Annotated in this window: 26 protein-coding genes and 1 pseudogene; 8 read left to right on the top strand and 19 right to left on the bottom strand. The window is 48.3% G+C overall.

What is annotated here, in order from left to right; translation table 11 throughout:
- The first annotated feature begins 62 nt into the window (after positions 1-62).
- From AC3GOJ_RS05855 to AC3GOJ_RS05825, 7 genes are all read left to right on the top strand, one after another.
- A complete protein-coding gene (locus tag AC3GOJ_RS05855; protein ID WP_488236532.1) occupies positions 63-1,313 on the top strand; it encodes an NnrS family protein in 1,251 nt (416 codons plus the stop codon).
- A 170-nt stretch (positions 1,314-1,483) separates the two neighbouring features.
- A complete protein-coding gene (moaA, locus tag AC3GOJ_RS05850) occupies positions 1,484-2,464 on the top strand; it encodes a GTP 3',8-cyclase MoaA (protein WP_488236531.1) in 981 nt (326 codons plus the stop codon).
- 14 nt (positions 2,465-2,478) lie between these two features.
- Complete coding sequence (locus AC3GOJ_RS05845; RefSeq protein ID WP_488236530.1) at positions 2,479-3,729, top strand: molybdopterin molybdotransferase MoeA; 1,251 nt, start codon at positions 2,479-2,481, stop codon at positions 3,727-3,729.
- Positions 3,730-3,750: 21 nt separating this feature from the next.
- A complete protein-coding gene (locus AC3GOJ_RS05840; RefSeq protein ID WP_488236529.1) occupies positions 3,751-4,023 on the top strand; it encodes a ubiquitin family protein in 273 nt (90 codons plus the stop codon).
- A 1-nt stretch (position 4,024) separates the two neighbouring features.
- Entirely contained in the window at positions 4,025-4,513 is a 489-nt protein-coding gene (locus AC3GOJ_RS05835) for a molybdenum cofactor biosynthesis protein MoaE (RefSeq protein ID WP_488236528.1), read from the top strand.
- Positions 4,479-5,141 (top strand): molybdenum cofactor guanylyltransferase, encoded by a 663-nt coding sequence (mobA, locus tag AC3GOJ_RS05830; protein ID WP_488236527.1) that lies wholly within the window; start codon positions 4,479-4,481, stop codon positions 5,139-5,141. Before AC3GOJ_RS05835 ends, mobA begins: the two co-directional genes overlap by 35 nt.
- Positions 5,089-5,448, top strand: coding sequence for a DUF7009 family protein (locus AC3GOJ_RS05825; protein ID WP_488236526.1), 360 nt, complete (start codon positions 5,089-5,091; stop codon positions 5,446-5,448). The genes mobA and AC3GOJ_RS05825 overlap by 53 nt, the downstream gene beginning before the upstream one ends.
- 19 nt (positions 5,449-5,467) lie before the next feature.
- Here AC3GOJ_RS05825 and AC3GOJ_RS05820 read toward each other — a convergent pair whose 3' ends face one another.
- From AC3GOJ_RS05820 to AC3GOJ_RS05805, 4 genes and pseudogenes are all read right to left on the bottom strand, one after another.
- Positions 5,468-5,752 (bottom strand): DUF2249 domain-containing protein, encoded by a 285-nt coding sequence (locus tag AC3GOJ_RS05820; RefSeq protein ID WP_488236525.1) that lies wholly within the window; start codon positions 5,750-5,752, stop codon positions 5,468-5,470.
- Positions 5,728-6,192: a hypothetical protein gene (locus AC3GOJ_RS05815; RefSeq protein WP_488236524.1), complete on the bottom strand. Its 465-nt coding sequence runs from the start codon at positions 6,190-6,192 to the stop codon at positions 5,728-5,730. Before AC3GOJ_RS05815 ends, AC3GOJ_RS05820 begins: the two co-directional genes overlap by 25 nt.
- A gap of 23 nt (positions 6,193-6,215) precedes the next feature.
- Positions 6,216-6,479, bottom strand: coding sequence for a DUF2249 domain-containing protein (locus tag AC3GOJ_RS05810; protein ID WP_488236523.1), 264 nt, complete (start codon positions 6,477-6,479; stop codon positions 6,216-6,218).
- 420 nt (positions 6,480-6,899) lie between these two features.
- Positions 6,900-7,001, bottom strand: a pseudogene (locus tag AC3GOJ_RS05805) (transposase); the annotation flags it as partial.
- Between the two features lie 454 nt (positions 7,002-7,455).
- Here AC3GOJ_RS05805 and AC3GOJ_RS05800 point away from each other — a divergent pair.
- The gene (locus tag AC3GOJ_RS05800) at positions 7,456-8,187 is read left to right on the top strand and encodes a hypothetical protein (protein WP_488236522.1); all 732 of its coding nucleotides are present in this window, start codon (positions 7,456-7,458) and stop codon (positions 8,185-8,187) included.
- Here AC3GOJ_RS05800 and AC3GOJ_RS05795 read toward each other — a convergent pair.
- From AC3GOJ_RS05795 to AC3GOJ_RS05725, 15 genes are all read right to left on the bottom strand, one after another.
- On the bottom strand, positions 8,144-8,959 hold the full coding sequence (locus AC3GOJ_RS05795) for a HoxN/HupN/NixA family nickel/cobalt transporter (RefSeq protein ID WP_488236521.1): 816 nt from the start codon (positions 8,957-8,959) through the stop codon (positions 8,144-8,146). The genes AC3GOJ_RS05800 and AC3GOJ_RS05795 overlap by 44 nt on opposite strands.
- A gap of 12 nt (positions 8,960-8,971) precedes the next feature.
- The gene (ureG, locus tag AC3GOJ_RS05790) at positions 8,972-9,583 is read right to left on the bottom strand and encodes an urease accessory protein UreG (RefSeq protein ID WP_488236520.1); all 612 of its coding nucleotides are present in this window, start codon (positions 9,581-9,583) and stop codon (positions 8,972-8,974) included.
- Between the two features lie 2 nt (positions 9,584-9,585).
- Positions 9,586-10,215 (bottom strand): urease accessory protein UreF, encoded by a 630-nt coding sequence (locus AC3GOJ_RS05785; protein ID WP_488236519.1) that lies wholly within the window; start codon positions 10,213-10,215, stop codon positions 9,586-9,588.
- A gap of 65 nt (positions 10,216-10,280) precedes the next feature.
- The gene (ureE, locus tag AC3GOJ_RS05780; RefSeq protein ID WP_488236593.1) at positions 10,281-10,868 is read right to left on the bottom strand and encodes an urease accessory protein UreE; all 588 of its coding nucleotides are present in this window, start codon (positions 10,866-10,868) and stop codon (positions 10,281-10,283) included.
- 5 nt (positions 10,869-10,873) lie between these two features.
- Positions 10,874-12,580, bottom strand: coding sequence for an urease subunit alpha (ureC, locus tag AC3GOJ_RS05775; protein WP_488236518.1), 1,707 nt, complete (start codon positions 12,578-12,580; stop codon positions 10,874-10,876).
- Entirely contained in the window at positions 12,580-12,885 is a 306-nt protein-coding gene (locus AC3GOJ_RS05770; protein WP_488236517.1) for an urease subunit beta, read from the bottom strand. Before AC3GOJ_RS05770 ends, ureC begins: the two co-directional genes overlap by 1 nt.
- A gap of 15 nt (positions 12,886-12,900) precedes the next feature.
- Positions 12,901-13,203, bottom strand: a complete 303-nt coding sequence (gene ureA / locus AC3GOJ_RS05765) for an urease subunit gamma (RefSeq protein WP_488236516.1) — start codon at positions 13,201-13,203, stop codon at positions 12,901-12,903.
- A 9-nt stretch (positions 13,204-13,212) separates the two neighbouring features.
- On the bottom strand, positions 13,213-14,067 hold the full coding sequence (locus tag AC3GOJ_RS05760) for an urease accessory protein UreD (protein ID WP_488236515.1): 855 nt from the start codon (positions 14,065-14,067) through the stop codon (positions 13,213-13,215).
- A gap of 7 nt (positions 14,068-14,074) precedes the next feature.
- Complete coding sequence (urtE, locus tag AC3GOJ_RS05755; RefSeq protein ID WP_488236514.1) at positions 14,075-14,767, bottom strand: urea ABC transporter ATP-binding subunit UrtE; 693 nt, start codon at positions 14,765-14,767, stop codon at positions 14,075-14,077.
- A gap of 2 nt (positions 14,768-14,769) precedes the next feature.
- Positions 14,770-15,609: an urea ABC transporter ATP-binding protein UrtD gene (urtD, locus tag AC3GOJ_RS05750; protein ID WP_488236513.1), complete on the bottom strand. Its 840-nt coding sequence runs from the start codon at positions 15,607-15,609 to the stop codon at positions 14,770-14,772.
- Positions 15,606-16,727, bottom strand: coding sequence for an urea ABC transporter permease subunit UrtC (urtC, locus tag AC3GOJ_RS05745; protein WP_488236512.1), 1,122 nt, complete (start codon positions 16,725-16,727; stop codon positions 15,606-15,608). The genes urtD and urtC overlap by 4 nt, the downstream gene beginning before the upstream one ends.
- 12 nt (positions 16,728-16,739) lie before the next feature.
- Positions 16,740-18,317 (bottom strand): urea ABC transporter permease subunit UrtB, encoded by a 1,578-nt coding sequence (urtB, locus tag AC3GOJ_RS05740; protein ID WP_488236511.1) that lies wholly within the window; start codon positions 18,315-18,317, stop codon positions 16,740-16,742.
- A 98-nt stretch (positions 18,318-18,415) separates the two neighbouring features.
- Positions 18,416-19,684 carry an urea ABC transporter substrate-binding protein gene (urtA, locus tag AC3GOJ_RS05735; RefSeq protein ID WP_488236510.1) on the bottom strand — a complete coding sequence of 423 codons (1,269 nt, stop codon included), beginning with the start codon at positions 19,682-19,684 and terminating at the stop codon, positions 18,416-18,418.
- Positions 19,685-19,801: 117 nt separating this feature from the next.
- A complete protein-coding gene (locus tag AC3GOJ_RS05730; RefSeq protein ID WP_488236509.1) occupies positions 19,802-20,728 on the bottom strand; it encodes a response regulator in 927 nt (308 codons plus the stop codon).
- Positions 20,715-23,915: a hybrid sensor histidine kinase/response regulator gene (locus AC3GOJ_RS05725; RefSeq protein WP_488236508.1), complete on the bottom strand. Its 3,201-nt coding sequence runs from the start codon at positions 23,913-23,915 to the stop codon at positions 20,715-20,717. Before AC3GOJ_RS05725 ends, AC3GOJ_RS05730 begins: the two co-directional genes overlap by 14 nt.
- Positions 23,916-24,054 lie beyond the last annotated feature (139 nt).

Here is a 24,054-nt window from a genome sequence, read left to right as displayed (position 1 = left end):
ATGGTCAAACTGAGCGCTTCCTGACGAAAATCTGTGTCTAGCTTCCCAAATGGCAGACACACATGCATCCCCCCAAGAAATCAGCCCGCCCCAGCAATTTGCTGAGCATTCAAGAAAGCCAGGCCAGACGAGAGCAACCGATGTCTGGTTTCGGCTTGTGGCGACTGGGCTTCAGACCCTTTTACCTAGGTGCCGTACTAATTGCCACTACGACCATACCTCTCTGGTTAGCACTAGTTTTCGGCGCGCTCTCACTCTCGGGCAACAACCTCACTGGCGTTGTCTGGCATGCGCATGAAATGGTCTTCGGCTTTGCTCTGGCTGTTATTGCCGGATTTCTGCTGACAGCCAGCAATAACTGGACAGGCATCCTGCCAGCAGCTGGCCTACCCCTGGCAATACTGTGTGGTATTTGGTTGGCCGCTCGCATTGCGATGGCGATGTCATTAGTTAATGACCACATCGTTCTGGCCGCTACACTGGATATCACCTTCAACGTATTATTGGCCGTCTTACTTTGCCGCGTACTCTGGCTGGCCAAGCTCTGGAAGAACTTCAGCCTGCTCGGCATTGTCACACTAGTTGGTGCACTGAATGCCTGGTTCTATACCATGCTCATCTCAGACACACAGAGCAACCTGCTGTATCCGATAGAACTGGCACTTCTGGCCATCATGATGCTACTCGTCATCATGGGCGGGCGAGTTATTCCTAACTTCACCCAGAATGCCATCCGTGGCATCGCTCTCTGGAAACCATCTTTCTTTATCGTGGCCACGCCCCTAGCTACCCTATTAGGCATTGCTGGTTGGCTGACGGCTGCCCCACGCATTGCCTTTTTTCTTTGTCTTGTTGCCGCTGCCATCAATACAATCCGATGGATCGGCTGGAGACCATGGAAAACATTGAAGCAACCCATGGTCTGTGTACTGCAGATTGGTTATGTCTGGATTCCCATCACGCTGATCTGTATGGGTTTGGAATCATTAGGCCTTGTTCCCCGTTCTTTGCCGGTGCATGCACTTGCAACCGGAGCAATGGGCCTAATCATTGCTGGCATGATCACGCGTACGGCCATGGGACACACTGGCCGCCCCATCATCGCCAGCCGCATCGAAATCACTTTCTTTTGCCTCATTGGCATTAGCGCCATCACTCGTGTACTTGCAAGCGCCCCCGTGACACTAGAAAACGGCTGGGCAAACCCCCTGCTGATCATTGCCGGTACAGCCTGGTCTCTCGGCTTTCTAATGTACGTCATTCGATATGCCCCATGGCTTTGGCGCCCTCGAATTGATGGCATGCCAGGCTAAGCATCTGATTGCGTCTACCACCAAAGGTGTAGCGCCTCTACCCCGGATAAGCCCGATACCAGCATTACTTTCATTTCATAATAAAAGTGTTATCACTACAGCGTACAACGCATTGAATGCGCAATAACCGCTGGCTTTAGAGGCAACGCCTGGAAGAAACCGAGGATAAGATGCACACGCTCATTGACCCGCACGGACGGCGTTTCAGCTATCTGCGTCTATCCATCACCGATATTTGCAACTACCGCTGCCAGTATTGCCTACCGGACGGCTACAAAAAGAACGGCCAGCCGCAGTTTCTATCCGCTGATGAGATTGAAAACCTGGTCACAGGCCTTGCCGGTCTTGGGCTTTGGAAGGTTCGACTGACAGGTGGCGAACCCACCATCCGCAAGGACTTTGCCGAAATCGCCGCACGCATCTCGGCTATCCCGGGCATCCGCCGGTTGGCTGCTACGACCAATGGTTATCGCCTGGCAGAAAATGCCGGCCTCTGGCATAAGGCAGGCATCTCTGCCATTAATGTCAGCGTCGATAGTCTAGATCAACAACGCTTTGCCGAAATTACCGGACAGGATCATCTACCGCAGGTACTTGCGGGAATACGTTCTGCCCAACATGTCGGTTTTGAACATATCAAGATCAACACGGTACTGTTACGCGACATCAATGACCACGAACTGCCGGCATTTCTCGAATGGATCCGGACAGAAGACCTGAGCATCCGTTTTATCGAACTCATGGAAACCGGTACAAACCGGGACTATTTTGAGCGGCATCATATCCGGGGCCACGAAATCAGGGATCGATTGCTGATACTGGGTTGGTCTCAACTTCCCCGCGAAGAGGGTGCCGGCCCAGCACAGGAATTCCATCACCCGGATTATCGTGGCCGGATCGGCATTATCGCCCCCTACAGCAAAGATTTCTGCAACACCTGCAACCGGCTCCGAGTCACTGCAACAGGGAACCTGCGGCTTTGTCTTTTTGGCAACGGGGGGCATGATTTACGCCACCTGTTACAACATCGCAACCAGCGCGAAGAACTACAAGAAACCATCGCCGCCCTGTTGGTTGAGAAAGCACCGACCCACCTGTTGCACTTTCATCAGACTGGCACAACCCCAAATCTGGCCGCCATGGGCGGCTAGATACAGGCATCAGCATGTCAAAAATGATCAGCTACAAAGAAGCGCTGGCACTCATTGCCGCAGAAGCCAAGCCCCAAGCTACACGTCTTGTCGACAGGAATGAGTCACTGGGTCTGGTCATTGCAAACGATGTTCTCAGCCAGATAGACGTGCCGTCGTTTAATAACTCGGCGATGGATGGGTTTGCACTACATGCCAGCAAGACTGCTGGCATCAACATCGACGCCCCTCGCCGTTTCGATGTGCGGCACTGCTTGGCGGCGGGCGACGTCCTCGATACGGCAGATCAGAGCCTGGCAATAGAAATCATGACAGGCGCCAAAATCCCTAATGGATTTGATGCTGTCGTGCCTGTCGAGCGTACAGTGGCCATAAAAAATGCCAATGGTGAAACCGTCGAAGTAGAGCTGACAAGCGCGCTGCAGAAAGGCGACAACATCCGCTATGCCGGCGAAGATCTCAAATCAGGTCAGGTGCTTGTCACCAAAGGCATCCGAATCCATGCGGGTCATATCGCTGCCATGGCAGCAACGGGCATTCATGAAGTCAGTGTTTTCCACATGCCTGAGGTCGAAATATTTACGACCGGTAAAGAAGTCAGCGATGCCTATCATTTACCACTCAAAGACGGAGAGATCTATAACTCGAATGCGCCCTACCTATTGAGTCAGCTCAGATCAGCCGGTATACCTGCATCCTATGCAGGCAGTATGGGAGATGACATACAGACCTTCATGGATACACTAAATGTCGGCAAACTTGCCAGAATCATTATCAGTTCCGGTGCTGTCTCTATGGGGAAATGGGATTTCATTCCCGAGTTACTTGAACGAAACGGCGCCAGAATCATTTTTCATGGTGTTGGTATCAAGCCTGGCAAACCCGTGATCTTTGCCGTGTTACCCGATGGGCGCTATTACTTCGGCTTACCCGGCAACCCCATCTCGACGGCCGTTGGGTTACGTTTTTTCGTACAGCCCTTGATCAGGCAACTGCTCGGCATGCCCGAGGAATCGTTCCATTATGGTGAATTGCGGCATGCATTTACCAAAAAAGGCGACCTGCGCAATTTCCTCAAGGCCCGGCTGGATAGCGATGACCATGGTCAGACACACCTCACCATTCTTGATGGTCAACAGTCTTTCAAACTATCTCCCATGCTCGACATGAACTGCTGGGCCATCCTCGGAGAGGGCCAGAATGATCTGGCAATCGATGACTCTGTCTGTATTGCGCCAATGGATCTCTTTCCACTGGCATTTTAATAAAACGGGACAAAAAACCTTATGGAAAAACCTCTGGAATTAAATATCAAGCTCTTTGGCGCTTTCCGGAAATACCACACAGGTACGCTTTGCCTCTCTACGATGGAGGGCGTTAGTGTTAGCCAAATTAAGAATTTGATCGGACAAAAATTACAAGAACTCGTACCGGGTTTCCGAGATGATGAACTTATTGAGAAATCAGCTCTGGCTGATAGTCGATGCGTGCTAAACGATAGTGATTGCATCTCCGAATCTTCGGATCTAGCTATTCTTCCTCCGGTCTGCGGTGGCTGATATGGGAGGGCTTAATCATCTTGCCATCTCTATGGCACCGCTTTCAACGGAAGAGGCTATCAACTTTGTTGCCGACCCCGAGCACGGCGCTGCCGATATGTTTATTGGCACAGTACGCAACCACAACCTTGGAAAGTCAGTCAAAGGCGTTTCGTACGATGTCTTTGAAGCGCTAGCCCTACAAACCTTAAGAGAACTGTGCGATGAAGCCCGGACCAACTGGGGTCAAAAGCTCAACATTTTTATTGAGCATTTCCAAGGTCGACTAGATATCGGTGGCGTTAGCATACTCATCGCCGTGAGCTCACCGCATCGTGATGAATCATTCAAAGCCTGCCGCTTCATCATCGAAGAAATCAAACACCGTGCGCCTATCTGGAAACAAGAGCATTACACCGATGGAGATAGCGAATGGGTTCAAGGCCATGCCCTCTGCTCACATGGCGCTGTCACTTATGAAGGCTGCACTAAAGATCATGCCAGCCATTAAAAAGATCGGCATCGTACTGGCGGGTGGGCGATCCGTCCGAATGGGGCGAGACAAAGCCGCCCTGCGTATTAATGGATTGACGCTCCTTGAGCGTTCACGCCTGCTGCTTCATACAGTGGGATGTGATCATGTGCTCATGAGTGGTGCAGACCGCCCGGATTGGCCAGAAGAGCCTCAAAGCATTATCCATGACAACACTCCCGGGCTGGGCCCGGTCTCTGGGTTGGTCAGTGCCATTAACTGGGTCAGCATGCAGACCACAGAGCCTGCAACCCTGATCTTTATCCCAGTCGATACACCCTTGCTGACCCAAGAGATACTCCAGCAACTAATCACTCATGCGCAAGGGTTTGATGGCTGTTATGTCAGCGGATCACCGCTGCCGCTTGTGATCAAACTGACCCAGGCCACCTGCGAACAGGCCAGACGCGCTTCAACCGATCTGGCTTTAGCACACGCATGGTCCATCAAGCGCTTTATTCAGCCACTTTGTATGAATATCATCTGCCCTCATTCAGATAGCGTCAGATACTTGACCAACGTTAACACCCCTGAGCAATGGGAGTCCATCATTCATGAAGTTACGCCTGGCCACAGAGCACATCCGTTTTCGAATTTCCCGATCTGAATTCGATGCATTGACAAACTCGCAGGTGATTACCGCAGAGCTCAGCCTGCCTTCCGGTAGCCGTTTACAGTACACGATCAAACCGGATGAGCGAATCACTAGCCCTGATGGCACTGCATTAGACTTTGAATCGAGCAGTGGTATAAACGGCATGATCTGGAATCTAACGGTTTATCGCAGCGCGATTGATATGCTTATCAAGCCAGAACATGCTAAAAACGGTGTCAAAGAGATTCTGACCTTTGGCCAGGGTGACATGCTAACCGTCTCCCTCGAAATCGACATCGACCGGCGCGCCTCAACCTAGCAGCCAACCAGCGTGCAGTTCAACGCCGCATAAAATCTATGACAACGAAACCAACGCTCCGTTGGATATACGACATTTCAATTTTGGCCCCAAAAGTAATGATCAGCTTTCGTATCAAAGAAAATGGCGCCTCCACATCCTGATATCTAAGAATTTCACCTGGATGTAGCGCCTTAAGCGCGTCAACCATGGCCATATCCCGGAATCGTCGAGAGATAATTTCTGCATCGAAATATTGCAGCGATGCCGTTGGTTTAATAGGGATGCCTTGATAGTCCATTATTCTTTGAGCTTGATTTCCCATGCGCTATGACAAGCCACACATTTATTCAAAGTCGCGGCCAACATGCCAGAAATCTCTGGCAATGGCACCTGCTTATCTGCAGCTTTTGAAATAGCATCCATGTCACTATGCATGCTGAATCCCAGTGTTTTAAATTCAAGCGGCAGTTTAGATAGAAAATTTGGATCCAGATCAATTGCCGACCCCATCCCTGCGGCTTTGGCCGCAGCAATAATCTGCTGGCGGTCATCCCGAGCCGCACCATCAATAATCTGCTGCGTGGCCGCAAGCATTGCTCGCATTTCTTCAAGCACTAATGCGCGATCGCTTTGCGAAAGAATAATAGCGTTACGAGCACCAGAAACCTGTTGCACAGCACCACCCCGAATGACGTAAACACCGACGATGAGCATTGTCACCAACCATAAAACAAATGAAATTTTTCCTATGTTTTTGAACATATTAGACACCCAAGGCCAATTAACTACTGAACGATTTTGAAATCAATGACAATGGCACCCGGATCTTTATTCACATAGTTCACCTCAATGCGATCACCATAACGAACCAGGAGTTGCTCAATCAAAGGTAGCGGATTGTGGTCATTGACAAAGCGCATTGCTTCACCAGGCGTCAAGGCACTGATCGCACCAAAGATTGCCGCGTGCCGGAATCGTTTGGAAACGCCACGTGCGTCGAACTGATAGACACCTTCAATGTTCACATGATTATTCGCACAACCTGACATCGCCTCACTCCTCCACTAATCCGACTAAACAAGTAGGAATATTATGAGAAGAAGCCAGACTGATTGAAATACCTCTTCGTAGGTATGGCCTAACGACATTTGGTGGCACGGACCATCTAAAACAGATAGTCCTCGATGAGATCGAGGGTGCCCGACAAGCTGGGGTGATAAAGACAAATCTGGTGTCTTTTGCGAGAGGAATAGTGAGCGCAATCTTCCGAGGGACTTTCACAGTTGGTCATGGAACATGAATTTATGACCAGCGCACTCGACTAGGAAAGCGACAGACCCATCGTGAAATTCTAATTATAACAATTAACACCATTAAGCGTTAATGGCGCCCAAGTCTACATGGAAAGGGATAATGATAGAGAAGCCTACGTCAATTTACTCATAATTTTCAGTAATTTGACTGTCCCATAGTCCGAGCCGAGCTGAAATTTCTGCAACGGAATAGCCTCGCTCAACAATTTGCTTTTCGGCTTCATCTTTAAATTCGTGGGTAAACCGCTCTGATTTCATTGCTTCCTCCTATAAACAAACCATAGGTCGGAATTGACTTCAATTATAGGAACAGTCCATGGCTTGATTTGTGGGTGCACTCCTGTTCATTGATTCATCTATCGAGTACTTGGCCGGTAACCAAGTACTCGATCTGACTTAAACCCCGCAAAGTCAATAGCATCAAGGGGTCAAGATATGTAACAGTGCCCAAGCACCCAAAATCTATGGGACACTTTGATATGAATGGGACAAATGAGAAAGGCCCCCATCGCTGGAGGCCTTGTATTCTGGCGCGCTCGGAGAGATTCGAACTCCCTACCCCTTGGTTCGTAGGTAGGTTTTTTAAGCCAATTTTATCCTTTATCAGGCAATGGGTTAAATCATCGAAGCTTAGCCCATGCATTAAGCACGCGAAGTTCTCTAACCCATTGTTTTGTTTCGCCACATGCAGACTCAATGGGACAGATTTTAAGTGCAAAATCTCGATCGCCGGAGCAATCTGACCTATTATTTTCGAAACCACGAATTGTTGGATGCGGCTCTTGATGAATTACTAACTACACCACCACACCAAGCAGCAAAGCATAGTTCTCATTTGGCAGCAAACCCTAACCAAGTTGCTAAATTTACTGTAAAGCCGGAATATGGATTTACAGGGAATTCGGAATGTGAATTTACAGTAAAGCAGGATTTAGGCTTCACTGGGAGTCAGGATTCTTCATTTACAGGAAATAAAGAATACCCACCTCCCCTAAACAGAGACTACAACACAGAAACTACAACAACCACAGAAGATAGCAATGCTATGACATCGAGTGGTTGTGGAGAAGATCTAATTTTTCCAAAATGCACCCAAAACGAAAGGATTGCTATCGGTGAGCTTATTGCCTCCTGCCCGGCTGAGATGCGACAGATCGTACTTGATGAGATCGAGGGTGCACGACAGGCTGGGGTGATAAAGACAAATCTAGTGCCTTTTGCGCGAGGAATAGTGAAAGCAATCATCAGAGGAACTTTCACAGTTGGTCACGGAACACGAATTTATGACCAGCGCACTCGACTAGGAAAGCTACAGACCCATCGTGAAATACCACTGGCGTTAGATAATGAAACTCAGGCCAAAGGAGCAGCATTCATAGCAAAGATTGATAGAAGCAGAATCAGCCAAACTCACCCGAAGCCTTCAATAACTTCATCGGAATGAAATAGCTACCAACTATAATCAAAACTACCGCAAGGCCAAGCAACAGTTCTTTGTGTTCGAACCAGACATCAACCTGCGGCACAAAGAATTTCAGAGCAATTAATAGCGCTACCCCAATGCTTGCGCCGCCCACAACGATCGTCATGATGCGTGAAACATTGCGAGCCGTAGCATCTGCCTTATTGATTAGGCGAGAAATCCACAGTCCATTGATGCCATCCGTAAAAAGCATCCCCAACGTAAAAACTAAACCAAACACCAGTGCATTTTGCCAGCCGCCAAAATAAGTAGCCGTCAATGCAAAAAAAACCGCTTGGCTCACCGTGTCGAAAGATAGTGCAAATAAAGCCCCAATCAGGGCCATTGAAAGCGGATTGTTAACTGCTAAATGCGTGCCGAAAATCCGAGACCTAAACCCTACAAATGCAACAACATCGGATGGTTTACTTGTAACTACAGCGTGTAGATTCATAACGCCAAGCATTAGCAAAATGACGAAAGAGGTTATCGAACCAAGAGCATTGAGCCATTCGGGCGGTTGCCAGTTACTTGCAAACACACTGACCGTTAGTGCAATCGTAATAACAACAACCCCATGACCCAAAGAGAATAAAACACCGCAATATTTGGCTAATGTGGGGTTAGCGATTGCGTTAAACCGGGTCATGCCATCGATTGTTGCCAGATGATCCGCATCGAAACCATGCTTCATACCTAGCAGGAATATCAATCCATATAGAGACGCTAGGCTATCAGGAGACGTGTTCAACATAAGAAAACCAAACTAGATAGACAACATACCCTTATCACGAACAAATTCTATGATTTTGGACAAGCCTTCACCAGTCTTGAGGTTGGTGAATACAAACGGTCGATGATGGCGCTGTGCCTTTGCGTCACGATCCATAACTTCAAGAGATGCGCCAACCATAGGCGCAAGATCGATTTTATTAATGACCAAGAGATCGGACTTTGTAATGCCTGGCCCACCTTTTCTTGGGATTTTTTCTCCGGCAGCAACATCGATGACATAGATTGTCAGATCAGATAGCTCTGGCGAAAAGGTTGCAGCAAGATTATCCCCACCTGATTCCACCAGAATAAGCTCGACGTCTGGAAATGCATTTTGCAGACGATCAATCGCTTCAAGATTAATCGAGGCATCTTCACGGATTGCTGTGTGGGGGCACCCCCCAGTCTCTACGCCAATAATTCTTTCTGCTGCCAATGCTGAATGGTCCACGAGGAAGCGCGCATCTTCCGCAGTGTATATATCGTTCGTGACCACCGCCATGTCAACTTTGTCCCGCAATTCCTGGCATAGCGCTAAGGTTAATGCCGTTTTACCAGAGCCAACAGGGCCACCAATGCCAACTCTTAGGGGAGGTTTTTTCATGATCAAGACCTAAAAAGACGTGAATATTGAGTTTCGTGACGAGCACTTGCAATAGCAAACGCCGGGGTTAAATTGGACCAATCGCATTCAGGCATCACTAACGCTTTTGCAGCTATAGTCGGGATTGATTCCGTTAACTTCATGAGAACACGCTGACCGCTAGCCTGCCCAAGGGGCACCGCTTTCAAGGCTGCCATCACTTGATTCTCACACCAGCTCCATAAATATGCGGTTAAAGCATCTTTTGGTTCTATATCCCACGATGCAGCAAAACCAGACCAGGCAGTAGGAAAGGAAACCTCAGGCATTTCCGCCAATCTAGTAATGAGTTGAGCGAGCGCTGGATCCATAAGTTCGCGAGCAAGACGAGTCATGGAATACCCCATCTGCACTGTTTCTGCCCGAAGCTCCGATGATTCACGCGTGGCAATAAATTCTTTGTTTAATCGGCTTAGAGTTTGGAGGTCTCCATCCGTCCAAACCTGAATCAGGCGTGCGATCAAGGGCGCTTCATAACGACCCATGCCATACATCAAAAGATCTGAAATCCAGGCGCAGGTAGAAGCTTCATCGACTATCGTGCCACTTTCAACCGCCCACTCTAATCCTTGGGAATAGGTGTATGCACCCACAGGCAATGCTGGACTGCTCAATTGCAACAAACGGATCAGTGACCTAGAAACTGGCACGAATGGATTTATTTCGTGTTGAACTGATGAATTTTGGGAACAGATCGATGCGGACCATGTCCAGGATCATGACGATGTTCGTCATGGTGATGATGCTCTTCGTGGACGTGGGCGTGATCATGGTGATGATGTTCTGCATGTTCATCAGGATCATGATGATGGTGTCCACCGCCATAAGCGCCATGTTCCGGCTGAAAGCCAGCTTCCGTCTCTCCGACCAGGCAGCCCAATCCTTTGACCATTTCTGCTAAAACATGGTCTGTCTGAAATAATAAGCGTCCGCCTTCTGGCCCGGGAATAATCTGTACTGGGACATGGCGGTTACCTAAGTGATAGGCAGCACGCGCAAAAAGTATCGATGTACCGGCTATCACCTCAATGAGCTTTTCCGGTGCAGCATGTATCTCAACTACCGCACCGCTTTCTCTATCCAACAACCGATCACCGTGATGAAGATGCTCTCCTCGTTCCAGCATGATGCCGGCTTCCTCGCCAGAATTTAGGGTAACTTTAAGACGACTACGCTTTCTATCATCGTAGGACAAAGCAACCGATTCTGTTGCTGGCACTGTAGTTTTTTGTGTAAATATCCGCATTGTCATCAAAAAAGGAAGTAACGTTGGGTCATTGGCAGAGTCTGAGCAGGATTACACACTAAATGCTCACCATCAGCCCGAACTGCATAAGTTTCTGGGTCAACCTCTATTAGCGGTGTGCTGCCGTTATGGATCATGTCTGATTTTTTCAGATGTCGCGTTCCAGTAACCGCAACTAAGGGCTTTGCGAGGTCCAAGGCCTTCACTGCGGGATTATCCAGCGCCGCTTTTGAAACAAATGTCACCGATGTTTTAAGTGCTTTACCAAAACTACCGAACATGGGACGGTAATGCACTGGTTGTGGGGTTGGGATCGAGGCATTGGGGTCTCCCATTGCTGCCGTAGCGATCATCCCGCCTTTTAAGACCAGAGTAGGCTTGACTCCAAAAAAGGCGGGTTTCCAGAAAACCATATCTGCCAACTTACCCACTTCAATTGATCCAACAACATGCGCAATACCATGTGTTAGTGCAGGGTTGATGGTGTATTTGGCGATATAGCGTTTAATACGGAAATTGTCGTTTCGTTCGGTATCTTCTGGCAGTGGACCACGTTGTTGTTTCATTTTATGAGCTGTTTGCCAAGTACGAATGATGACTTCTCCTACCCGACCCATCGCCTGTGAATCCGAACTCATCATTGAGAAGGCCCCCAGATCATGAAGAATATCTTCTGCAGCAATCGTCTCCCTGCGTATCCGTGACTCGGCAAAAGCAATATCTTCCGCGATGGCCGGATCCAGATGGTGGCAAACCATCAACATATCGAGGTGCTCATCAATGGTATTGATGGTGTAGGGCATCGTTGGGTTCGTTGAACTAGGCAAGACGTTAGGAAGCCCAGCGGCCTTGATGATATCCGGCGCATGCCCACCACCAGCGCCTTCGGTATGAAAGGTATGGATAGTTCTGCCTTTGAAAGCATCCAAGGTTGCTTCAACAAATCCCGATTCGTTCAATGTATCCGAATGAATAGCAACCTGCACATCCATTTCATCGGCAACACCTAGACAACAATCAATTGCGGCAGGCGTTGTTCCCCAGTCTTCATGGAGCTTGAGGCCCATAGCACCTGCCTCAACCTGTTCCCTTAGGGCTCCGGGAAGACTGGCGTTTCCCTTACCCAGAAATCCAATATTCATCGGAAAAGCTTCTGCTGCTTCAAGCATGCGATGGATATGCCAAGGCCCCGAGGTGCATGTTGTCGCAAAAGTGCCTGTTGCAGGACCTGTGCCACCACCGATCATCGTGGTCACACCTGAATTTAACGCTTCATCGATCTGCTGTGGACAAATAAAGTGAATGTGTGAATCAACACCCCCTGCCGTTACGATCATGCCTTCACCAGCGATGACTTCAGTACCCGGACCGATTTCAATGCTGATATCTGGCTGGATATCCGGATTACCCGCCTTGCCAATGGCGGCGATCTTGCCATCTTTTAAACCAATATCAGCTTTCACTATGCCTTGGATCGCATCAACGATGAGCGCATTTGTAATGACTGTATCAACAACCTTCTCAGCAAGACTCTGACTTTGTCCCATGCCATCACGAATGACTTTGCCACCGCCAAACTTCACTTCCTCACCATAGGTCGTAAAGTCTTTCTCAACTTCTATAATCAGGTCTGTATCAGCCAAACGAAATCGATCACCAACGGTAGGTCCAAACATCTCTGCATAAGACTGTCGGGATATTTTTATACTCATTACAGTGCTCCCTGAATCAGACCACGGAACCCGTAAACTGTGCGTCGACCAGCTAGGGCGACCAACTGTACGGTTCTGCTTTGACCGGGTTCGAAACGTACGGCCGTACCGGCCGCTATGTCTAGTCTGAAGCCTCTGGCAGCATCACGATCGAAGCTCAATGCGGCATTGGTTTCATAGAAATGGTAATGTGACCCGACCTGAATGGGTCGATCCCCCGTATTTGCTACAGTTAACGTGATGGTAGCGCGCCCCTGGTTCAAGGTAATTTCACCGGCTTCTACCAACATTTCTCCAGGAATCATAGTTAACTCCGTCGCTTAAACAATAGGGTGGTGAACGGTCACCAGTTTTGTTCCATCAGGGAATGTTGCCTCCACCTGAATTTCAGGAATGAGTTCAGCAATGCCATCCATCACATCATCCCTTTGCAAAACCTTAGTCCCCTCATACATGAGGTCTGCCACAGTACGTCCCTCACGTGCGCCTTCCATAATTGCGCAGGTAATCAATGCAACCGCTTCAGGATAATTAAGCTTCAATCCTTTGGCCTTGCGTCGCTCGGCCAAAAGGCCTGCTGTAAAGATCAGCAACTTATCTTTTTCGCGTGGCGTTAATTCCATAGCTTTTCCTCATGTGTTCCAAATTCTTGGAAGAACAGCGGGTCTTTCCAGGTATTCTGGTCTAAGTCTCGTCCAAAGTTCTGTAAACCAACTTCTGACGGCCTCACTGCTCTGCCCTAAATATCGTACCAATAACAACCCCGGCAAAAAGGTCACCCCATAGAGTGAATCATCAATTGGTGCAGTTTCACGGCATAGCGCCATTAAATCTTTTGCACTGGCATCAATACCTTTGTATGAAAGCATTAGGGTGCCACACACAGATCGATCATCAAGACCAACAACACTGTGGAGCAATGGGTCATCGCCCAAAAAACGTCCCCGTTCTATCCAGAGTGCTTCACCATCACGTTCTAGACGGTAGGACACATTAACAGCACCTTGGTTGAACACCTCGCCAGAAGCTAAACGACCAAGACAATAAATATCCCAGCCAAAGAAAGTACTGTCCGCGGATAAATTAACGTGGGTATGAAGGTTAGCGCGTGCCGCGTCATAAACAATCGTTTCTTGGGGCATCCACTCAACGAGTGCACCAGCTCCTACCGAAATGTCTACCGATTGTCTAGCTAAAGGGCCAGCTGAACCATACAGTTTGCCAGCCCCTGGTGTAGTCATTTGTACAAGGCTTTGCTCACTAGCTTCTACTGTTATTTGAAGGTCATCGCCTCCAACAATACCTGAAGGCGGATGCAACACAATTACCTGGCACAAATCCTTGCCCTCGGGATACAAGGCTTTTTGAACGCGAAGGGGTCCTTCATGCCGGCAATGCGCTAGCACAGTAGTTTCTTTACGCTTTTCGAAGCCCAAATGAAGGACTGCTTTCCAGCTAGATTGATGGCATTGCTCATCACGGTTCATAGCGTGATTATACGGACAGTGCCTCTCTAACTCCGTCGCGAGGCATATCTTCGCCACGGCCACGCATGATGAATTCACCTCTCTCCATTAACAGGTATTGATCGGCTAGCGATTCAGCAAAGTCGTAGTATTGCTCAACGAGCAATATAGCCATTTCACCTGTTGCTGCCAGGGCTCGAATTGCTCTTTCGATATCTTTGATAATCGATGGCTGTATGCCTTCAGTAGGCTCATCCAAAATGAGTAACTTAGGGCCCATTGCAAGTGCACGTCCAATAGCGAGCTGTTGCTGCTGCCCACCGGATAAATCACCTCCCCTACGATGCATCATTTGCTGAAGCACTGGGAACATTTCAAAGATTCTTGCAGGTATCGGGGTTGAGCCTGGTTTTGTTGCCAAACCCATCAGCAGATTTTCTTCTACAGTCAGCCGTGGAAATATCTCTCGGCCCTGAGGAACATAACCAATTCCTGCCTTTACGCGCTCGTATGATGGGAGGGTAGTAATGTTCTGGCCATCGAAAGTAATGCTTCCTGACTTTGTTTTGACGATCCCCATAAGTGATTTAAGTAACGTAGTTTTGCCTACGCCATTGCGGCCAAGGAGCGTTGTTACCTCCCCCAACTTAAGTTCAAATGATAAGCCGCGAAGAATATGACTTCCGCCGTAATACTGATTTAGATCATTAACAACTAACATGATTAACGTCCCAGATAGACTTCGATCACACGCGGGTCATTTTGAACTGTTGCGAGATCACCTTCAGCCAAAACCGAACCAGCGTCCAATACAGTCACCTTGCCACCCAGTTTTTCGATAAAGGCCATGTCGTGTTCAACGACGACCAAAGAATGCTTACCAGCCAGCGACACGAATAGCTCTGCGGTTCGCATGGTTTCATCATCGGTCATGCCAGCAACTGGCTCATCGAGCAAAAGCAGTTTGGGCTCCTGCATCAGCAGCATGCCAATTTCAAGCCATTGCTTTTGACCATGAGATAACAAACCTGCCGGACGATCAGCATCTTTATCTAACCTGATTAGACGCAAGGTCTCGGCAATCCGGTCTTTCTGATCTCCAGATATCCATGCAAACAGGCTTTTCATGACCCGCTTGTCAGTTCGCATTGCGAGTTCAAGATTTTCGAAAACCGTGTGATGCTCAAAGACCGTTGGTTTTTGGAATTTTCTCCCAATACCAGCATGCGCAATTTCAGGTTCAGTCATTCTGGTCAGATCAATGGTTTGACCAAAGAAAGCTGACCCAGAGTCGGGGCGTGTTTTTCCGGTTATGACGTCCATCATGGTCGTCTTTCCTGCGCCATTTGGACCAATGATGCAGCGAAGCTCCCCCACGTTAATACGCAAATTAAGGTCGTTCAACGCGCGAAATCCATCAAAACTGACCGTGATGTCTTCTAGATAAAGAATAACGTTATGAGATGTATCGAGCTGACCCGGTATGAACTGGTGTCCTAAACTCGAACCAACATCACCCCCAGATCCTTCATTGAGGTAATTGTTATTGATGACTGAGTTCATACAACCCCCTTGGCAGCTTTCATGCGTTCAGCAATTTTCTTCCACAACCCAACAAGTCCTTGAGGTAGGAACAGGGTCACGACAATGAATAACAGCCCCAGGAAAAATAGCCAGTACTCTGGGAAGCTGACGGTAAACCAGCTTTTAGCCAAGTTAACAACGAAAGCACCAATCACAGGCCCGATAAGTGTTGCGCGCCCCCCAACAGCTACCCAGATTGCGATCTCAATGGAGTTTGCTGGCGACATTTCAGAGGGATTAATAATGCCGACTTGTGGGACATAGAGTGCACCTGCAATGCCACAAAGCACTGCAGAGATAGTCCAAATAAAAAGCTTGTACCAAAGCGGGTTATACCCAATAAACATCACCCGTGATTCAGAATCACGAATGGCGGTTAGCACACGACCATATTTTGAAGTCACCAGCCAGCGACCAAATACTAAAGCAACGGCCAGTGCAAAGGCTGTTAATCCAAACAATACAATACGTGTTTCAGGTGCCGTGACCGAATATCCAAGAATGGTCTTGAAATCTGTAAACCCGTTGTTACCGCCAAATCCTGTTTCATTGCGGAAGAACAACAACATACCTGCGTAGGTTAGTGCCTGGGTGATGATTGAAAAATACACCCCTTTGATTCGTGAACGGAATGCAAAGTAACCAAATATAAAAGCGACAACGCTGGGCACTAGAAAGGCCAGCACTGCCGACCAGGCAAAATGATCTGTGCCGAACCAGAACCACGGCAAGGCTTGCCAATCCAAAAACACCATAAAATCAGGCAAGCCACCCGCATTACCATTGGCAATGGCTGTCTCACGCATCAGATACATCCCAAATGCGTAACCGCCTAGGGCAAAGAACAATCCATGCCCCAGTGACAAGATGCCACCATATCCCCAGATCAAATCCATTGCCACAGCGACGAGCGCATAGCACATGATTTTGCCAAACAAGGTAATGGCGTAGGTCGACAGGTGAAACGTACTTTCTTCTGAGGTGCCTAAATTTAGAAACGGGACGATCACTAGTGTGATGAACAGAAATAACCCTAGGGAAAGCCAAGCTTTACCACTCATGGATGACATGACGCGGGTAATCAGTGGAGTTCGCATGATTGTTACCCTTTACTCAACAAAGCGACCCTTGAGGGCAAAGATGCCCTGCGGACGCTTTTGTATAAATACAATGATGAAAACCAGCACAAGGATCTTGGCAATAACTGCACCCACCCAGGTTTCCAGAACCTTGGTAAACACACCCAATCCCAAGGCAGCCCAGACAGTACCGGCCAATTGGCCCACCCCACCGAGCACCACTACCATGAATGAATCCACGATGTAGTTCTGCCCCATATCAGGGCCAACGTTAGATATCTGTGAGAGTGCAACACCACCAAGGCCAGCAATACCTGCGCCCAAAGCAAAGGCCATCGTATCAATCCGTGCAGTTGGCACACCCACACAACTTGCCATAGGGCGATTCTGAGTCACCGCACGAATGAACATCCCTAGTCTGGTCTTGTTCATGAGAACCCAGACCAGCACCAGCACAAAGAGTGCAAAACAAACAATGAAGATTCGGTTCCACGGCAAAATCAGATTCGGCAGCAATGTAATACCCCCCGACATCCAACTGGGGTTCGAAACTTCGACGTTTTGCGCACCAAAGACCACCCGAGAGGCTTGGATCAATACCAGTGATAGTCCCCAGGTGGCTAACAATGTTTCCAGCGTACGCCCGTAAAGCCAACGAATCACCGTACGCTCCATCAGAATCCCCACAAGAGCGGCGGAGAAAAATGCCACGGGGATAGCGGCCGGTAGATACCAGTCAATTGCCCCTGGAAAATGAGTCCGGAAGATGCTTTGGACAACATAGGTGGCATAAGCACCAATCATCAACAACTCGCCATGTGCCATATTGATAATGCCCATGACACCATAGGTAATAGCAAGTCCCAGCGCAGCCAATAAAAGAATACTTCCTAAAGACAGCCCAGAAAATGCACTGGCGATAAAGTCAGCGATAGCCAAACGGCCATCAATCGCTTTAATCGCTTTGATCGCTTCCAGGCGTACCTTTTCGTTAGGTTCCGTTGCTGACTCTGTTAACGGCAACAAGAGTGTCTTGGCCATCGGTGAACCAGTATCACCGAGGACCTGAACGGCGGCTAAACGCGCTTTCGGATCCTGGTTTCCTAGATTCGATTCAGCATAAGCAACTGTAAGCAAAGATTTAACTTTGGAATCTTGCTCGCTAGCCAGCGCTTTTGCCAGCAATGGTGCGAGTTCTGCTGATGGGTTTTCCTCAAGCATCTTGGCGGCAGCCAGACGTACCTTGACCTGTGGATCAAATAACTTCAATGCAGCAATAGACGTTTCCAGTTCACCAACAATTTGATTGTTTGTTGTAATGCTCTCTGGTTCGGCAGGCATTTCAATAGGTTTACCGGTGGCTGCATCCATCGCCTGATCCCTATCAATGATCAATACCTGTTTGCCAGCAATGTACAGCTTGTCATCGGCCATAGCCTGTAACACTGTTAACGCTTCTGGATCTGCTGTTTGCGCAATCTTTTGGATTGCCAAAACTTTGATCTCGGCATCATCCGAGGCAAGCTTTCTTAAGAGACCAGTATCAAGACTTGCCCACGCAGGGAACGTCATGAAAACTAACAGAAGGGCTACTAGACGGTTTTTCATAGATTTCTCGCTCGCAGAACCGGCTCAGAGAGATGATCTTCATCACACTGAGCCGGTTTGCTTTTCAGCATGGTGCGGAAAACCGCACCGCTTCGAACTTACTTGGCTTCTGGCTCATCTTTCTTTTTGTCATTACCAGGAACGTAAGGACTCCAGGGTTGCGCTTTAATGGTGCCCTTGGACTTCCAAACTACCTTGAACTGACCATCGGCCTTGATTTCACCAATGAAGACTGGTTTGTGCAGGTGATGATTCTTGGGATCCATCTCTTCAACAAAACCAGATGGTGCGTTGAACTTCTGCCCCCCCATAGCCGCGATGACCTTATCAACATCAGTTGACTTAGCTTTTTCAACTGCCTGCTTCCACATATGGATACCAACGTAAGTCGCTTCCATCGGATCATTAGTCACAACTGTACTGGCGTTCGGCAACTTCTGGGAAACCGCCCAGGCCTTGTACATGTCAATGAACTTAGTGTTTGCCGGATTCTTCAAAGACTCAAAATAGTTCCAGGCGGCCAGATTGCCCACGAGCGGCTTGGTGTCGATACCGCGCAGCTCTTCTTCACCCACCGAGAAGGCCATGACTGGGACATCCTTGGATTTAATACCCGCATTACCCAGTTCCTTATAGAAAGGAACGTTCGAATCACCATTAATGGTGGAAATAACTGCGGTTTTCTTGCCATCTGAAGAGAACTTCTTGATCTTGGCAATAATGGTCTGATAATCACTAAAGCCGAATGGCGTGTATTCTTCCATGATGTCAGCGTCAGCCACACCCTTACTCTTCAGGTAAGCACGCAGAATCTTATTGGTAGTACGTGGGTAGACATAATCGGTACCCAGCAGTACGAAACGCTTGGCCGAACCACCTTCTTTACTCATCAGGTATTCAACAGCTGGAATTGCTTGCTGGTTAGGTGCTGCACCCGTATAGAACACATTCTTTTCGAGCTCTTCACCTTCATACTGAACCGGGTAGAACAGCAGGCCATTCAGTTCCTTGAATACTGGAAGCACTGATTTTCTGGAAACTGATGTCCAGCAACCGAACACTACGGCTACCTTATCCTTAGTAATCAACTGGCGTGCCTTTTCAGCAAACAGTGGCCAGTTTGAGGCAGGATCTACTACCACCGGTTCAAGCTGCTTACCGTTTACCCCACCATTTTTGTTAATCTCGGCAATGGTCATCAGTGCCGTTTCTTTTAACGCTGTCTCTGAAATGGCCATCGTGCCAGACAGCGAATGCAGAATACCGACCTTGATGGTGTCAGCAGCAAAAGCGCTCAGCGAGTTTAGCCCAACGGAAGCAACGGCAATTGATAGCGCAGTCGCTTTAAGGAAATTACGACGTTTCATCTTGATAGCTCCTTGAACATGAATAAACTGGGGCAGCATTGCTGCACTGCGATGCCAGATTACGGTTCAGAAGCTAAAGCTGAAATACGTCAGATTGCGTATACGAGCCTAAAACCCTCAGAGTCCGCGTATTTTTCCCTGCGCAAGATTAGCTGCGGCAGTCCGGGTTTCAACACCAAGCTTTTCAAATATGTGCTCAAGATGCTTATTAACCGTTCTGGGGCTGATCTCCAGGATATCGCCAATATCTTTGCTTGTTTTACCTTGAGTCACCCAGTAAAGAACTTCTGCCTCTTTTTGAGTCAGCCTAAAGGCTGCCACAATAGCCTCAATCGCTGAAGTATCGTTTTCTTCCCGAATAACCACCAACCACTCATCATCATCCATTTGATCATGAAAAGTAGCCATAAGCCGGCGATTTCCCTGCTGAATAAGCATCCCAGCAGGGTCACGCTGGGATGCGCGAGCTTCAAGAGCTCTATGAATCCATTGCAGAAGCTCTAGCGGAGCAACCTCTGGCGGTGAATCAAAAAAGGCTTTGAGCAGCTCTCGTGCCAAGGGGGTTTGCCAGACTAAACGAGTATCAGCCGGACGTATGGCGATTGTGGCCTGACCAAAGGCATCAAGTGCCGTTCGTGCCTGACGGATGTGCCGTGCATTATTCATATGGGCGGCGATACGTGCTAGAACTTCAACCGGCTTGAAGGGTTTTGTCACGTAATCAGCACCACCAGCACCAAAAGCGGCAACCACATGCTGAGTTTCTGTCAGGCCAGTCATGAACACGATAGGAATTTGGGCAGTAGTGAAATTGGACTTCATCTGACGAGCCACTTCGAAACCATCCATTCCTGGCATCATCGCATCCAGCAGCATGACATCAGGTAGGCTTTGCCGTGCCCGCTGAAGCGCTGCCTCACCATTAGTAGCAATGAGCACTGTATAACCGGCTTCATCCAGCGCATCATGCAAGAGCGCCAGATTCTCAGGGACATCATCAACAACCAGGACGATGCCTGCAGACATTCGTTCAGTGAGATTCATGCTCATATTTCCGGATGACTTGTGTCATGGCATCAAACTCGAATTGTTTGGCAAGATTTCGCAACACGTCAACGTATTCCGCGTAGCGCGGATCCAGGTTTTCTATAGATTGGAGAACTTCCAGGATGCCACGGAGATAACCAAGATTTATCGCTTCTTCAAGGCGCTTTCGGTGAATACCCCCTGGGCTAATAATTGGGGGGGGCGATATCGGTACACCATTTGACGGGATGTCATCGGGAGATTCAATCCATATCAGGTCAATTGCCTGACCAATCCACCGATATAGATCTTGAACCTTGATAGGCTTGACAATAAAATCTTCAGCCTCGATTCCACATGAATTTTCAAGACCTTTATCGAAAGCATTGGCTGAAATGATCGCTATTTTAGCGTTGGAAAGTTGTTGTGAACGGATACGACTGACTGTCTCCCACCCATCAATACCCGGCATAGCGAGATCCATGAAAATAATGTCGGGTTGGAACTCACCAATGACATCTAGGGATGCTTCTCCACTGTCAGCTTGTTCTACAATAAAACCGAGGGGAGTAAGTAATTGACTGAGTAACTCTCGATCAGCTTTCTCGTTATCAACAGCCAAAATGCGTCGTCTGGGCCCTTCATAGCCCAACGGACGAAGTCGCTGAATCGCGCGATGCTTTATCCCTTCGTGCAACTTAGGCAAAAACAATCTGATTCGAAAGGTGGTTCCCTTGCCAGCCTCACTGCTGACCTGCATCTCACCACCCATAAGGTCAGTCAGCATTCTGGCGATAGTTAGTCCAACACCACTACCGCTAGCCTGAGCATTACTTCCTCGAACAAAAGGTTCGTAGATATTTTCTAGTTCGGCTTCAGGAATGCCAGGACCGGTATCGGTAATTTCAAAAATCGCCATTTCACGAAGAAATTCGACTTTGAATACAACCCCTCCACTCAGGGTAAATTTAATGGCATTGCCCAAAATATTAATGAGAATTTGGCGGAGCCGTTTCTCATCTGCTCGAACGTAATCAGGCAGTTTTCCGGATTCAATGTAGTCAAACGATAATCCACGATTGCGCGCCTGTAATTCGAACATACCGACTATTTGAAGTAAAAACTCTTTAAAAACAAGGGGCCTAATATCAAGGGCCAAACGCCCTCCCTCAATCTTCGCGATATCAAGAGTTCCTTCAATCAGTGACAACAGGTGGTCTCCACTTTTACGTATTACACTGACTGCCTGCTGACGGTGTGGCGGGATATCCCCATCGGCATCTAGTATCTGTGCATACCCAAGAATACTGTTCAAAGGCGTACGTAGTTCATGGCTAATTGCGGTAATGTAGCGACTCTTAGCTTGATTAGCTTGATCAGCCAAACGGGTAGCTCTTTGTAACTGCTCATCTGTTCGCTTGTGTGACTCTATTTCTTCGAGCAATAAGGTGGTTTGGCGATTTGACTCTTCCTGAGCCACCCGACGGCTTTGCTGGGTGAGAACCATCCACCAGGCAATAACTCCAGACAGAAGCGACAGCATGGCAAAGATTTTTAGGAAGCTGTCTTTTAAGTAGAAGGCCAGATCATCGTTCCCAATAGGATGACTCAGGGATTCGTGGGTGTACAGCATTGCAAGAACTAAGCCGAGTACCGGAATAATGCATCCCATTAACAAGAGATAATGCCCTAGACCTGATTCAATATAGGGTAATGCAACCTTGGGCAACACAACCCTCAGAAAAGCATGCCACTGTGCTGATAAGCTGGCATTGGGTTTGCAACGATCATGACAGCGAGCATCCAAAGCACAACAGAGTGAACATATGCTCCCCTGATAGGCTGGGCAATAGGCCATATCAGGGGTTTCATAATTACCCTCACAGATTACACAGTGCGTGGATAACGGTCCCTTCTTAGGTTCGGACTGGTCGTGCACTAGGTAGTACTTGCCAGCAGTCACCCAAGCAATTATAGGAGACACAACGAAGGCACTCACGATAGCCACAAATGAGGCAAAAGGCTGAATTTTGTCGCCTAGGCAACCCGTATAAGTGAGAATTGATAAGGTTGAAGCGATTGCCATCGCGCCGACCCCGACGGGATTGATATCATAAAGTTTGCTGCGCTTGAATTCGATGCCTGCCGGAGAAAGACCCATTGGCTTATTGATGATCAGATCAGCCACAACTGCTGCAATCCAGGAAATGGCAATGTTCGAATACAGCCCAAGGACCTGTCCAAGCGCTTGAAAAACATTCATCTCCATCAGAAGCAATGCAATCACGGCGTTGAAAATTACCCAGACAACACGACCCGGATGACTATGTGTGAGCCGTGCAAAAAAATTAGACCAAGCGAGAGACCCCGCATAGGTATTCGTCACATTGATCTTGATCTGAGAGATGATCACAAAAAGTACAGTGGCCCATAACGCTAGCCACTCGCTGTCAAATACGTGGGAAAAGCCAATTAGATAAAGCTGGTTAGGATCAACGACCTTTTCGGGGGGCAACGTTGCTTTTAAAGCCACATAGGCCAAAACAGCGCCACCAAGCATTTTCAGAACACCTGGTATCACCCAGCCTGGGCCTCCAAGAAGCACACCCGCCCACCATCGACCGCCATTTGACGGTTTCTTTTCAGGCATAAACCTAAGATAATCAACCTGCTCTGCAATCTGAGGCACCAATGCCATGCCAACGGTTACTGCCCCTCCGAATAAATAAGGGTTAAAACCAACGTTTGCCTGATCAATATTTAGACCTGCGTATAGCCACAAACCTTCTAACGCTGCCGGCTGTTCGAGCAAGAGAAAGACAAAGGGCAACGCAAGCAATATCAGCCACACAGGCTGGGTCCAGGATTGAAGCTTGCTGATGACCGTCACCCCATGAGTCACCAGCGGGATAACGACCAGAGCACAAATAAGATAGCCCCAGACAGGTGAAATACCAAAGCCCAGCTCTAGCGCATAAGCCATGATTGCCGCTTCAAGCGCAAAAAAAATGAACGTGAAACTGGCGTATATGAGTGAGGTAATGGTTGAGCCTATATAGCCGAACCCCGCGCCACGGGTCATCAAATCCATATCAAGCCCTTGCCGGGCAGCGACAAAACAAATCGGCAAGCTCAATAAAAGTATGAATAACCCAGTGGTTAAGATAGCCCAAAACGCATTAATAAAACCTGCATTGAGCAACATGGTTGCCCCGACAGGAGCGTGTCAGAATTTTTGTGTAAACGGTGTTTCATTTAATTCACAACGAGTCTATCGCCGAACTCAATAGTAAACCGAGTCAATGCCGCTTTCCAATCTTTGATGGGCATCGTCCATTTCTTAC

This window comes from Fluviibacter sp. (genome assembly GCF_057744235.1).
The sequence above is the reverse complement of the archived record's forward strand: the minus strand, read 5'-3'. Positions and strand labels throughout refer to the sequence as shown.